This window comes from Tenacibaculum sp. SZ-18 (assembly GCF_002813915.1).
Lineage (GTDB): Bacteria > Bacteroidota > Bacteroidia > Flavobacteriales > Flavobacteriaceae > Polaribacter.
In genome coordinates this window covers 3164926-3178078 of sequence record NZ_CP019335.1, presented here as the reverse complement: position 1 = coordinate 3178078, position 13153 = coordinate 3164926, and the positions used below count along the sequence as shown (strand labels likewise).

The following is a 13153-nucleotide window of genomic DNA, read 5'->3' as shown; positions in this document are numbered from 1 at the left end:
GGTTACAAATGTAGTTAATAATTTGTTTGAGCGTCTTGTTTTTACGGTCATAATGTTAAATCATGCTAAACAACCTAGATTAATTTAGATTAATTATAAATAATATTATATTTGCACTTCTAAATTCAGTATTATGAGAGTAAAATCGCTACTATTTTTTGTGTTTGCTTCGATGCTACTTCAGGCGCAAAAAAGTAAAAATATATTCCTTGAAAGATCTTTTTGGAAATCAAAACCATCCTTAGCGTTAGTAAAGCAAAAAATTGAAGAAGGAAACGATCCAACAGCGTTAAACAAACATAGTTTCGATGCAATTGCTAATGGTTTATTGGAAAAGTCGGATGTTGTTGGTGATGAAGTAATAAAGTATTTACTAACCATTAAGGGTAATGGAGTAAATAAAATTACCCATGATGGAAGAACTTATATTTTCTGGGCAGCCTATACGAATCGTGTTGAATTAATGAAATATTTAGTTTCAAAAGGAGCTAAAACCGATATCATTGATAGTCATGGATATTCATTATTAAACTTTGCCGCAACTACTGGTCAACAAAATACTAAACTCTATGATTATCTTATTTCAATAGGAGCTGACATCAACAATGAAAAGAACAGAAATGGTGCCAATTCTTTGTTATTATTAATTCCATCATTAAAGGATTTAACTTTAGTTGACTATTTTGTTTCGAAAGGATTGAATTTACTCGATACAGATGATCATGGTAATGGTGCCGTTAACTATGCAGCAAAAAAAGGAAATAAAAAAATTATAAGAGAATTAATTGAAAAAGGGCTGCCATATAAAAATATAAATAAGAACGGTGGAAATGCTATGATAATGGCCACACAAGGCGGAAGAAGAGGATATAACTCATTAGAGTTTTTTAAATATTTAGAAGGATTAGGAGTTCAGGTAAATATTGCAAATAAGCAGGGTTTAACTCCGTTGCATAATTTGGCTTATTCAAATAAAGATATTGAGACTATTCAATATTTTATTCAAAATGGAATAAATGTGAATTCCAAAAACGAAGAGGGTAATACAGCTTTAATAAACGCAAGCACTAGAAACTCTTTAGCTGTAATTAAATTACTTAGAAAGCATACTGATGATATTAACGAGGTAAATGCTAAAGGACAATCTGCACTTACAAGAGCAATGAGAAACACACCAGAAGTTGTAAAATACTTGTTAGAGCAAAACGCAAATGTTTCTGTAAAGGATAAAAAAGGAAACAATTTGGGATACTATTTAGCACAAACGTATTCTTCAAAAAAGGAGAAAGAATTTACCTCAAAAATTCAATTACTTAAGGAAAAAGGTTTTGATATTACTACACCTCAAAAAGATGGAAATACATTATTACATCTTGCAGCTGATAAAGGTGATGTATCGTTATTACAATTTTTGAAAACATTTAATATTGATGTAAATGCCAAAAATAATGATGGTGTAACTGCCTTACAAATGGCAGTTATGGTAGCTAAAAATCCAAAAATAATTGAGTATTTATTAATTCAAGGAGCAGATAAATCGGTAACAACAAGTTTTGATGAAACCGTTTTAGATTTAGCTAAAGAAAATGAGCAATTATCAAAGTTTGATTTAAGTTTTTTAAAATAATTTGAATACATGGGAGTACTTAAAAAAATTACAGGAATACTATTATTATGCGCAATTACTTTTGCTTTCACAACTATTGAACGTAGTAAATACAAATGCATGATTCAGTTAAAGAATTATGATGGTGAAGGAGCATATGTTGTGGTTTCGCTTTTAGATAAAGAAGGCAAATATTTAGAAACACTTCAGGTATTAGGTGATGATGAGGAATGGTATCATGAAATTTATCAATGGTGGGATTTTTACGGAAAGAAACGCAACGATATTGATGCTGTTACAGGAGCAACAATTAGTGGAGGTCAACGTGCTATAAAAGTTTTAGAAATTGACGCTGATAAAATTGATGCAGGTTATAAAATTCGTTTTGAAACTGCAGTGGAGGATCAAGAATATTATGCGGATGATGTAGAGTTTGAATTAACATCAGAAAATGTGAAGAATAAGTTCGAAGGAAAAGGCTTTATTCGTTATGTAAGAATGATACCACAGAATTAATCAAAATAACTTTTTCGTTGTAAATATGTCAATGTCCATTTGGAGGTATAGTCATTTAACATTGGCTATATCTTCTTTTTTGTTTATCACATTAGCTTCAATTACAGGAATAATATTGGCCTTTGAACCGATTACCAATCAATTGAAGCCTTATGCTATTTCAGATTTATCAGATATTTCTGTGAGTGAAATGGTTATGGTATTACAAATGGAATATGAAGAAGTAATTGCTGTTGAACGAAACAATGAAAATTTTATTATTGCCTCTGTAATTACGAAAGAAGGAGAAAGTCAAACATTTTATATTCATCCTAAAACAGGAAATAAAATTGGAGAAGTCATTGAAAAAGAAGCGGTTTTTAAGTTTGCAACAAGTTTACATAGATCATTATTTTTAAAAAGTACGGGACGTTTTATTGTTGGTTTAGTTTCTTTTTTACTGTTTCTAATTACAATTTCAGGGTTGTTTTTAATTCTTAAAAGGCAAGGCGGATTTAAAAAGTTCTTTTCCAAAATTTCTAAAGAGAATTTTTATCAATTTTCACATGTCGCGTTCGGAAGAATATTTCTAATCCCTTTACTCATTATTACGTTTACTGGAGTATATCTTTCCTTAGAAAAGTTCAATCTATTACCTAAACATAAAACCAAACAGGTTATAGATTTCGATGGAGTAAACTCAGCTCCTAAAAAAACAATTACTGAATTTGAAATATTCAACAACACGAAACTGTCAGAATTCAAAAAAATTGAATTCCCATTTTCTTCTGATGTTGAGGATTATTTTCTTTTAGAATTAAAAAACAAAGAGATAACAGTAAACCAAATTACTGGAGAAATATTGAGTGAAATACATTACCCTTTTTCAAAACTAATCTTGCATTATAGCTTATTACTTCATACGGGTCAAGGTTCTATTTTTTGGTCTGTAGTTTTATTATTAGCAAGTATAGTTACGCTGTATTTCATTTACTCTGGATTCGCAATGACTTTTGAAAGAATAAAAGGAAAAATAAAGAACCGATACAATAAGGATGAGAGCGAGATTATACTATTAGTTGGATCAGAGAATGGAAGTACTCGAAGTTATGGTAAAATGCTTTATAAAGCTCTTTATAATGAAGGTAAAAGAGTTTTTATTACTGATTTAAATAAGTATACATCTTACGAGAAAATGAAATATTTAATTGTCCTGACTGCTACTTATGGTGAAGGTGATTCACCAGCAAATGGTTCTAATTTTTTAGAATTAATCAAGGAGAAAAATGATCGTCAATTTCAATTTTCAGTCGTTGCGTTTGGATCATTGTCCTATCCAAAATTTTGTCAGTTTGGAATTGATGTTCAATCTGCGTTGGAACAAAAAGAAAATGCAGCAGAATTACTTCCGTTATATAAGATCAATAATAAATCGTTTGAAGCTTTTTCGGAGTGGACTAAGGAATTAAATAATAGAATCTCTGTTAACTTAAAGTTAGATAAAAGAATTGTGAGTAAGCAACAAAAATCATTTAAACTTAAGTTGTCTTCTAAGTTCAAAATCACTAACGATGATACGTTCTTATTAACATTTGATGATTGTCATAAAAATTTCACCTCAGGAGATTTATTAGGGGTTTATGCAAACAAACAAACACACGAGCGATTATATTCAATTGCCAAAATAGATAATTCACTTTTATTAAGTGTACGAAAGCATGAATTAGGATTATGCTCTAACTATCTATATAATCTTCAACAAGGTGAATCTATAAAAGCTTTCATTAAAAGAAATTCATCTTTTCATTTTCCTAAGAAAGCCTCAAAAGTAATTATGATTGCTACGGGAACTGGAATTGCTCCTTTCTTAGGAATGATTTCTGAACAAAGAACTACATCTATTGACTTGTATTTTGGATTAAGAACAAAGAAATCTTTAGAATTGTATAAAGACATTCTAAGAGAAGATTTACTTGATAGTTTGTACTTGGTATATTCCAGAGAGAAAAATGAGAAAAGGTATGTACAAGATGTTATTAAAACACAAATAGATGCTATTATTTCTGATTTAGAAAACGACGCAGTAATTATGATTTGTGGATCAATTACCATGCAAAATGAGGTTTTTTCAATTTTAGAAGAAGCACTGTCAAAAAGAAATCAAGCACTAAGTTTTTATGAAAAAAGAAAGCAAATCTTGGTAGATTGCTACTAATTTTAGTAATTTTCATTCAAAACGTATTTTTACGAATGAAGAGATTTGGAATTCTTTTGTTATCGATGGTTCTGTTATCGATGAATGCTCAAACAAACATGAAATTAACAACACCTGCTTATTTACAAAAAGGAGATAAGATTGCTATCGTAGCTCCTGCCGGAATTTTGAAGAATAGAATACATGTAATCGATAAGGCTAAGCAATTAGCTGAAAGTTGGGGATTAAAAGTTGCTATAGGAAAGCATGTTTTTACACAGGCGAATCATTTTGCAGGAACTGACGAGCAACGTTGTCAAGATTTTCAAGAAGCTCTTGATAATCCTCAAATAAAAGCTATTTGGAGCGCTCGTGGCGGATATGGTTCCGTTAGAATTTTAGATCAATTAGACTTTTCGAAATTTAAGGAAAATCCAAAATGGATTATTGGGTATTCAGATATCACAGCTTTTCATAATCATGTTCATAATTTAGGAATTGAATCGTTGCATGCAATGATGGGGACGAGTATGCAAGATAATCCAGTGGATATTGCAGAAACCATTGAAACTTTTAGGAAAGCGTTATTCGGAGAAGAATTAAAGTATACGATAAAATCATCTAAAGAAAACAGAAAAGGAACTACTGAAGGAGTTTTAGTTGGAGGAAATATTGCAATTTTAGCATCAATGTTAGGTTCAGATAGCCAATTGAATACAGATGGAAAGATTCTATTTATAGAGGAAATTGGAGAATATAAATACGCCATTGATCGTATGCTACAAAGTTTAAAAAGAGCGGGATATTTCAACAAAATCAAAGGTGTTATTGTTGGCGACATGACAAAAATTAGAAAGAATACAACTCCTTGGGGAAGTTCTATTGAGCAGTTAATTTTAGATATTGTTCCGAATGATATTCCAGTATTATTTGATTTCCCTGCTGGACATGAACCTGATAATAGAGCTTTAATTATGGGGCGAACTGTAAAATTATCTGTTGCTGATCGATTATCTACTGTGAGTTTTAAATAAATTTATTCCTATGGGTAGATGGCTTGAAGTTGTTGATAAAGATTTCAATATTATCAAGGAATTAGCTCCTAACTTATTGATTCATCTTTCACAATATTGGCCAAAGGATGTGAAAATTAGATTTCCCATTTTGACCAATTTAAATTTAAATTCTTCTGACTGGATTGATGAAAATCAGAATTTTAAAGATAATGAGTTAATACAATTAAAAGATGAATTAGAATTGTACTTAAAAGTCTTGAATTTTGAAGCTTTTGTCCAGGGTTTTGATACCAATAGAATTATTGAAAACTTTAGAAATGAAGATTACACATTCAAGGATTATGAAGAAGATTTAAGAAGTTTCGTCTCTTTGTTTGAAGAATGCATTCAAAATAATTTTGAGGTTAAATTTTATCTTTAAATAAAGAATACTACTCACATCGCTTTTAATCTAAACTCAAGACTTTCTATATCATTCGATAGTTTTTGAAAACGATATTTTCTATTCTCTTGTTCCGAATGTTGTTTACCAAAATCACCACCAAATAGCCACAATAGAAATTTAGGTTGAGTTCTGTTATGTCTGGTTTCATGTAAATTAAAATCTACTTTATAAATTTCTTGCTTAAAGGAATCCGAGATGAATTCAGATTCTATCACGTAAGTTTTAAAACGACGTATTTCAATATTAAATTGGTTGATCTCATCTTCGTCGATGTGGCCATCATAGCTATGTCTAGCACATTCCGTTTTTAAAAAAGAAAGGTATTTAAATAATTTTTCTTCATTCATATTAATTCAAATATAGATATTTTTGTAAAAAAAGCTATGGCTCAACATAATGAACTAGGGAAGAGAGGAGAAGATGCTGCAATTAATTATCTTAAAAAAAAAGGATATCAAATACTACGTCGTAATTACAGATATCTCAAAGCCGAAGTTGATATTATTGCTAAAAAAGATGAAGTAATCATTGGTGTTGAAGTAAAAACAAGAACGTCAAATTACTTTGGGAATCCTCAAGACTTTATCAATCAAAAGAAAATTCAATTACTCACATCAGCTCTAGATCATTACATGCAGGAATCTAATATAGATTTAGAAGTTCGTTTCGATATTATTTCAGTTATCGGAAATTACACATTTGAGATAGAACATATTGAAGATGCGTTTTTGTTTTTTTGAAATAAAAAACGACATTACAATGTAAATACAGTTTAACTATTTTCTTAAAGTAAGATGTTTCACTTTCTATTTCTTTTAATACTCGTTCACTTTTTAATTTCTAGTTTTGAATTCTGTTCTATAACTTCGATTTTATTGGACGTAATAAAATCATCAGAGTTTGGTTTCTTTTATAATTTGTAAGCTTGAATGTAAACTCCTTTTTTATGCGTATCGTGGTACTATGTAATTTGTGAGTTATCTGTGCGGTACAATTTTTAAGTATGTTAAATCCAAAGTATAATAATAGAAATACTTTTGTGATGTAGATTATTTTTATACTCTAGAAAAACCATCTGGTATAAAATTACAAGAGATATTTTGAAATCTATTTTTATTTCATAATACTTGATGGTTAATTATTTATTCTGACTATTTTGATAAAAAGTCTAGAACTACTGTTATGTAACTAAGGATTTGAATTAAAGATTAGTATAGTACTAAATATTAAGCTCAATGACCGAATAAAAAAATCCAAAAACAGTAATCGTTGTTTAACGAAAAACTGTTTTTGGATAGTTTTTTAATAAGATAAACTTATTTATTCTTTATCTGCACTGCTGTTTACGAAATAGTCTTTTACATCTTCGAAAGAGTTTGGCATTGCTATAATTTTCTTGTCTTTATTTAAAATAAAGTAAGTAGGAGTACCTACTAGTTGGTACGTTCTTACAACTTCATTTTCCCACTTATTATCAGGATGAGTTCCAATAGCATTATGCCATCCATCTAATTTTTTGATATAAGCTGTCCATTCTGGTTCAGCTTGTTCAATACCAAAGGCAATTACTGAAGTTTTGTTATGAGTTTTCATAAAGCTGTGTAATTGAGGGATTTCCTTCAAACAATGCGAACACCCTGTACTCCAGAATACTAATAAATACTTTTCTCCGTCGTTTAAAGAAGATAACTTATATTCATTTTCTCCTTCTTTCCAAGAAAAATCTGGAGCAGTTCTTCCAACAGTAGCACGTAATAATGCTACTTTATCATCTCTAAACTTTTGGTCTTGAAAATTACTAGGTAATTTGTCGTAATAGTTAGTGAAAAGACCATCAACTATTTCAGAATTTCTTGCATTAGCAAATCGAGTAATTAAGTATTCGATAACTTCTTTACGAACTTTTTTATCTTTTACAAGTCCCATTACTTTTGCAATAGATTCGTTATACAATTTTTGCTGTGCTGATTGACTTTCAGCAATATTTAAGTAAAAAACATAATTAGTAATCTTATCTACAATAAAAGGAGAACTATATAGTTTTGAGTTAGAAAAATCAACATTCTTGAAGAAGTTACTAACTACATAATCTAGATATTCCTGCGTGTCATCAAATATAGAAGAGGAGTTAGTTGGTTTAGAAGCTTCAATGAAAGTATTTACTAACATCCCTTCAGATTTACCTTCATAAATCTCCTGAATTTCTCCTTGTTCTTTATAGGCTTTTTTATATGCTTTTTTGAATTTTTTATCTTCATTTTTCAAGTATTCAACCTGCAATGAATCAATACTTCTTTGCATGGTAGCAATAGCATCTAAATATTCCCTATATACCTTGTTTTCTCTCGATTTAGTAAAAACTATTGATTCTTCTGGATATACTGGATTGAATACGAATTCTATATTTTCCTTGTTAAAAAAGAAATCAACGAAACCAGCACCTGAGTTTCTGTAGGTAACTCTGTAAGCTCCTTCTTTTGCATCAGGAGGTAAGTTCAATTCAAATCTTCCAACCTTTTGAGTATTTCCACCAATGTTTACATCTTCGAAAACAATAGTAGAATTACTAATAAACTTTTGCTTTGCTCCTTCTATTTTATATAAGATAACCCAGTCACTTTCTTCAGGTGGAGTCATGGTTCCTTTTACTGAGTATTGGGCGTTTGCAACCGCTGTAACAAATATTAATAAAGCAAGTAATCTTTTCATCGTTAACAAGGGATTTTTTTATGTTTTATTTATTCTATGTTCCGCTATTTTATTAAGCGTACCAAAATTACTATTTCTTATTTAAATTGAGTACTTTAGATTAAACTTTATTTGGTAAAATGAGTCTAAAGAATAAAATAGTCTGGATTACCGGAGCTTCCTCGGGTATAGGAAAATCATTGGCAATTCATCTCTCGCAGCAAAATACAAAATTAATACTATCTTCTCGTAATGAATTGTCTTTAAATGAAGTAAGGAATTTGTGTCTCAATAAACAAGATGTTTATATTTTATCTTTGGATCTAGAGAATTATTCAAATTTTGAAGCTAAAGTAGAAGAAGCTATTTCATTCTTTGGAACAGTTGATATTCTAGTGAATAATGGGGGTATTAGTCAGAGATCGTTAGCAGCAGAAACTGATATTAGTGTAGATAAGCGGTTGATGAATATTAATTATTTGGGAACTATAGCTTTGACAAAAGCATTACTTCCATATTTTATTCGAAAAAAATCAGGACATTTTGTTGTTACAACAAGTATAGTAGGAAAAATAGGAACACCATTGCGTTCTACATATGCTGCGACAAAGCATGCTTTACATGGTTTTTTTGATAGTTTACGGGCAGAAATTCATCAATATAATATCAAAGTAACGCTTATTTGCCCCGGCTTTGTAACTACTAACGTTTCAAAAAATGCATTAACTGGCGATGGAACTCCACAAGAAAAAATGGATACTGCAACGGCAAATGGAATTGATCCTGATAGATTTGCGAAAATCATGAGTAAAGGAATTTCTCAACAAAAGGAAGAGATGTATATCGCAGGAGCAAAAGAAAAACTAGGTGTTTATGCGAAAAGGTTTTATCCTAAGTTACTCTCCAAAATGATTAGAAAATTGAGTGTGACCTAATTGAAAAATTGAATAGATTCAAAATATTGAACAATTGCTTCTTTCATTAAAACAGTTTGTTCTCCTGGTTTTAGATTAGGAAGTTCAGTGAGTGTTTTATAATGTGGCCAACCATCGTCATCGAAATAATCGAATTCATAGTAACCATAAGGTTCAAGAAGTTTGCATATCGCAATATGCATTAAATTCACTTTTTCATCTTTCTTAAATCGACGTTGTCCTTGTCCTAATTCTTGAACTCCAATAAGATATATTATACTATCTAGGTTCAGTTCATCACCTTCAGCAAATTGTTGTGATAATGAAGCAACTAAAAAGTCCCACTTTTCCTTTAAATTTCCAACTTTACTCATTATGCTTTAATTGAGATACAAAGATACGAATGAGTTATTTATATTTGTTCAAATTCCTGTACTATGAATGTATTCGATATTATTATTGCTTCATTATTACTTTTCGGTTTTGTTAGAGGCTTAATGAAAGGTCTATTTGTTGAGGTGGCTTCTTTAGTGGCACTAGTTGCCGGAGTTTATGGAGCTATTCATTTTTCATATTTTCTAGGCGATTGGTTAGAGAATAGTTTAGATTGGTCTGAACAATACGTTACTTTGGTTGCATTTGCAGGGACTTTTGTGATTATAATTGTTGTGATTGCGTTATTAGGTAAAATCTTGACGAAAATTGCGGATTTTGCTTCTTTGGGAATTTTGAATAAGATACTTGGTGGAGTTTTTGGAGCGTTAAAAATAGGACTTATTTTGAGTGTGATTTTTATCTTTTTTGGAAGAATGAATGATACTATTCCTTTTGTGAAAAAGGAAAGTTTGAATCAATCAATTTTATATAGACCCGTTAAGAAAATTGCTCCAATGATTTTTCCTTCGATTATAAAAGGAGATGATAATGAAACTGAGAGTTCAGATGCTACTGCAGAAATATTAGTAGAATGAAAAAAGCGATGAGTTAATCATCGCTTTTCTTTTTATTAGTTCTCATGTTTTTATAACATGCTTACTTTACCAGTGGCTAATGAATACACACCACCAACAATAGTGATTTCTCCATTATCTTCCATTTCTTGTAAAATTTTACTTTTTTCTCTAATTCTTTCAATGGTTAATTTTACATTATTCTCTACTGTTTTAGCAACGAATTCTTTATTGGAAGAATCTGCCACTCCATCTACTTGTTCTGAAGCCATTTTTACGGCTGGAGTAATATTACTTAGCATTGCTGTAATATTTCCCAGCTCCACACCATCACAAGCGGCTTTTACTGCACCACAACTTTCGTGGCCTAAAACTAGTACTAGTTTACTACCTGCAACTGCGCAAGAATATTCCATACTTCCTAGAATATCTGTGTTTTCAAAATTTCCTGCTACACGAGCAACAAAAATATCACCAATAGTTTGATCGAAAACTAATTCTACAGGAACTCTCGAATCAATACAGGATAAAATTACGGCTTTAGGAAACTGACCTCCAGTAGTTTGTTTTACTAGTTCGGTCACATTTGAACTTGTTAAGTTATTGGCAACATAACGTTTGTTGCCTTCTAATAAATCTTCTAAAACAGACTGAGGCGAATAATTCGCCTGTATGTCTTTAGTCAACGCTGTGTCTCTCATTTTTTTATTGTTGTTTAATGGTTTTCTTTTGTGTCTTTGTTAATAAAAAATTACCAAGTTTAATTTAGTAAAGCAAGGTCCCTTTATATTTTAACAAGAACTTCTAACCAGCCTTTGATCTAAGTTTGAAAAACTCAATGTAGCTAGCGGGATTTTCAACAATTCCTCTTTCAGATAGAAGTTTAATATTAATGTTTCGTTCTTTTGCCTTGAAAGCAAAGTCTTCAAGGATTTCTATGATATCATTATCTAAATATTTTGTTTTACGAACATCTAGTTCTAAGGAGCTGTTTTCCGGTAAGTTATCTAATTCTTTTAGAATAGCTCCTTTGTTAAAGAAGGTTACTTCTTCAGCTAAAGTCATTTTAATTTTTCCATCGTTAACATCCGCTCCCTCTTTGTGTAAGAAGTGAGAGTTTTGAAAACTTTTCAGTAAGATAACAAAAATTCCAACGGCCAAACCTAAACCAATTCCTAGTAATAAGTCTCCTGTTATTGCCATTGGTAAAACGGTAGCCATAAATGGTACAAATTGTTTCCAACCTAATGTATACATTTTTGTAAATGTAGATGGTTTAGCTAATTTAAAGCCAACAATGAAAAGTACAGCCGCTAACACCGATAATGGAATTTTATTTAATAAAGTTGGAATCATAATCACAGAAATTAATAAAAAGAATCCATGAATAATTGCAGACATTTTACTTTTACCTCCTGATTGAATGTTTGCAGAGCTTCTTACGATTACTTGAGTAATTGGTAACCCACCAATCATACCAGAAATAATATTTCCAGTTCCTTGAGCTATTAATTCTCTATTAGTTGGAGTGACATTTTTATCTGGGTCTAATTTATCTGTTGCTTCTACACATAATAATGTTTCTAAACTTGCAACAATAGCAATAGTAAATGCTATTACCCAAACATCTTTGTCCCCTATTACAGAGAAATTAGGAAAGCTAAATTGAGCTTTAAAACTGTCGAAACTATCAGGTACTGGAACAGAAACAAGTTGTTCTTTTAATAATCCCAAAGATCCTCCCTGAGTGACAAGGAAGAAAATTATACCGACAACAACTGCAACTAGTGGTCCTTGAATTAATTGGAAAATTTTAGCTTTTTTGGCTAATACATTTGACCATAATAGTAAGATACCTATAGCTATGATTCCAATAAGTGTTGCACCAATACTTATATTACCACTTAATAGAGCATTAATTGAGTTGAGTAAACCAGAAATTAAATTATCCCATTCCACTTGAAGGAAGGAATAATCACCTGTTGGATTCTTATCCATGCCAAAGAAATAAGGAATTTGTTTTAGAATGATAATAATTCCTATACCGGTAAGCATTCCTTTTATAACAGAAGAAGGAAAGAAGTATGCGATGATTCCTGCCCTCGCAATCCCGAGAAGTATCTGAATGATACCTCCTAGTACTACAGCTACTAAGAACTTTTCGAATCCACCATTCTCAAGACCTCCCAAAGTTACTATTGCAGCTAAAACAATTGCGGCTAACCCTGCTGCCGGTCCACTAACACCTATGCTCGAACCACTAATACTGGCAACTACAATACCACCAACAATACCAGCAATTAATCCTGAAAATAAAGGAGCACCACTCGCTAAAGCAATACCTAAACATAATGGTAAAGCGACAAAAAACACCACTATACTAGCGGGTAAATCATTTTTTATTGTTTTAAACATATTTTGAAATTTGTTTAACTTATTTTATTAAGTTATTTGTTTTTGATGTATTTATTTTAATATTTGTTATGCGAAAAAAAAATCTAACTAAATTCTGGTGGAGGGGAGTCAACTTTTAGTGCAAGTGCGGTGTACCTGCTTGATAAGTAAATGATTTTTTGTTTAATTTTGAAAAGATTTAAAATTAAATTTTCTTTGTTAAAATATATTATTTTAATGTCCGTGTCATGATTTGATTCACCTTGTTCGGAGTCATCTTCAAAGTCCGTAATTACCGAAGAATATTCATATCCTCTATCACTTATACTAAAGTAAGTAGGTAATGCGATAGAGGCAATTAAAGTAATTGCAAAAAAATATGTGAAAAAGGATGTTTTCATATTTCGTGACCCTTAAAATATGAAAACTTGTTGAGGTTGTTGTTAAAAAA

The 13153-nt window shown here is 30.7% G+C and carries 14 protein-coding genes; 8 read left to right on the top strand and 6 right to left on the bottom strand.

Annotation, left to right across the window (positions count from 1 at the left end):
- Window positions 1-133: 133 nt before the first annotated feature.
- Genes BTO06_RS14305 through BTO06_RS14285 form a run of 5 tightly spaced genes read left to right on the top strand, consistent with a single transcriptional unit; the run spans window position 134 to window position 5732 of the window.
- Entirely contained in the window at window positions 134-1627 is a 1494-nt protein-coding gene (locus BTO06_RS14305; protein WP_100925961.1) for an ankyrin repeat domain-containing protein, read from the top strand.
- A 9-nt stretch (window positions 1628-1636) separates the two neighbouring features.
- Window positions 1637-2122, top strand: a complete 486-nt coding sequence (locus tag BTO06_RS14300; RefSeq protein ID WP_100925960.1) for a DUF2271 domain-containing protein — start codon at window positions 1637-1639, stop codon at window positions 2120-2122.
- A gap of 25 nt (window positions 2123-2147) precedes the next feature.
- Window positions 2148-4316 (top strand): PepSY domain-containing protein, encoded by a 2169-nt coding sequence (locus BTO06_RS14295; protein ID WP_100925959.1) that lies wholly within the window; start codon window positions 2148-2150, stop codon window positions 4314-4316.
- Between the two features lie 35 nt (window positions 4317-4351).
- Window positions 4352-5329, top strand: coding sequence for a S66 peptidase family protein (locus tag BTO06_RS14290; RefSeq protein WP_443081480.1), 978 nt, complete (start codon window positions 4352-4354; stop codon window positions 5327-5329).
- Between the two features lie 10 nt (window positions 5330-5339).
- Window positions 5340-5732, top strand: coding sequence for a hypothetical protein (locus BTO06_RS14285; protein ID WP_100925958.1), 393 nt, complete (start codon window positions 5340-5342; stop codon window positions 5730-5732).
- A 14-nt stretch (window positions 5733-5746) separates the two neighbouring features.
- On the opposite strand, the gene BTO06_RS14280 is transcribed toward BTO06_RS14285, so the two are convergent.
- The gene (locus tag BTO06_RS14280) at window positions 5747-6103 is read right to left on the bottom strand and encodes a hypothetical protein (protein WP_100925957.1); all 357 of its coding nucleotides are present in this window, start codon (window positions 6101-6103) and stop codon (window positions 5747-5749) included.
- 36 nt (window positions 6104-6139) lie between these two features.
- On the opposite strand from BTO06_RS14280, the gene BTO06_RS14275 reads away from it, so the two are divergent.
- Entirely contained in the window at window positions 6140-6496 is a 357-nt protein-coding gene (locus tag BTO06_RS14275) for a YraN family protein (protein WP_100925956.1), read from the top strand.
- Between the two features lie 580 nt (window positions 6497-7076).
- Here BTO06_RS14275 and BTO06_RS14270 read toward each other — a convergent pair.
- Window positions 7077-8465: a TlpA family protein disulfide reductase gene (locus BTO06_RS14270; RefSeq protein WP_100925955.1), complete on the bottom strand. Its 1389-nt coding sequence runs from the start codon at window positions 8463-8465 to the stop codon at window positions 7077-7079.
- Window positions 8466-8584: 119 nt separating this feature from the next.
- On the opposite strand from BTO06_RS14270, the gene BTO06_RS14265 reads away from it, so the two are divergent.
- Window positions 8585-9379: an SDR family oxidoreductase gene (locus tag BTO06_RS14265; RefSeq protein WP_100925954.1), complete on the top strand. Its 795-nt coding sequence runs from the start codon at window positions 8585-8587 to the stop codon at window positions 9377-9379.
- Here BTO06_RS14265 and BTO06_RS14260 read toward each other — a convergent pair.
- Window positions 9376-9732, bottom strand: coding sequence for a hypothetical protein (locus BTO06_RS14260; protein WP_100925953.1), 357 nt, complete (start codon window positions 9730-9732; stop codon window positions 9376-9378). The two genes, BTO06_RS14265 and BTO06_RS14260, sit on opposite strands and share 4 nt — an antisense overlap.
- A gap of 63 nt (window positions 9733-9795) precedes the next feature.
- Here BTO06_RS14260 and BTO06_RS14255 point away from each other — a divergent pair, with 63 nt between their 5' ends.
- Window positions 9796-10329 (top strand): CvpA family protein, encoded by a 534-nt coding sequence (locus BTO06_RS14255; RefSeq protein ID WP_100925952.1) that lies wholly within the window; start codon window positions 9796-9798, stop codon window positions 10327-10329.
- Between the two features lie 50 nt (window positions 10330-10379).
- Here the strand turns inward: BTO06_RS14255 and BTO06_RS14250 are convergent, their stop codons facing one another.
- The 3 genes from BTO06_RS14250 to BTO06_RS14240 form a co-directional block, all read right to left on the bottom strand.
- Window positions 10380-11009 (bottom strand): carbonic anhydrase family protein, encoded by a 630-nt coding sequence (locus BTO06_RS14250; RefSeq protein WP_100925951.1) that lies wholly within the window; start codon window positions 11007-11009, stop codon window positions 10380-10382.
- 103 nt (window positions 11010-11112) lie between these two features.
- A complete protein-coding gene (locus BTO06_RS14245; protein WP_100925950.1) occupies window positions 11113-12723 on the bottom strand; it encodes a SulP family inorganic anion transporter in 1611 nt (536 codons plus the stop codon).
- Window positions 12724-12806: 83 nt separating this feature from the next.
- A complete protein-coding gene (locus BTO06_RS14240; RefSeq protein ID WP_100925949.1) occupies window positions 12807-13103 on the bottom strand; it encodes a hypothetical protein in 297 nt (98 codons plus the stop codon).
- Window positions 13104-13153: the final 50 nt, after the last annotated feature.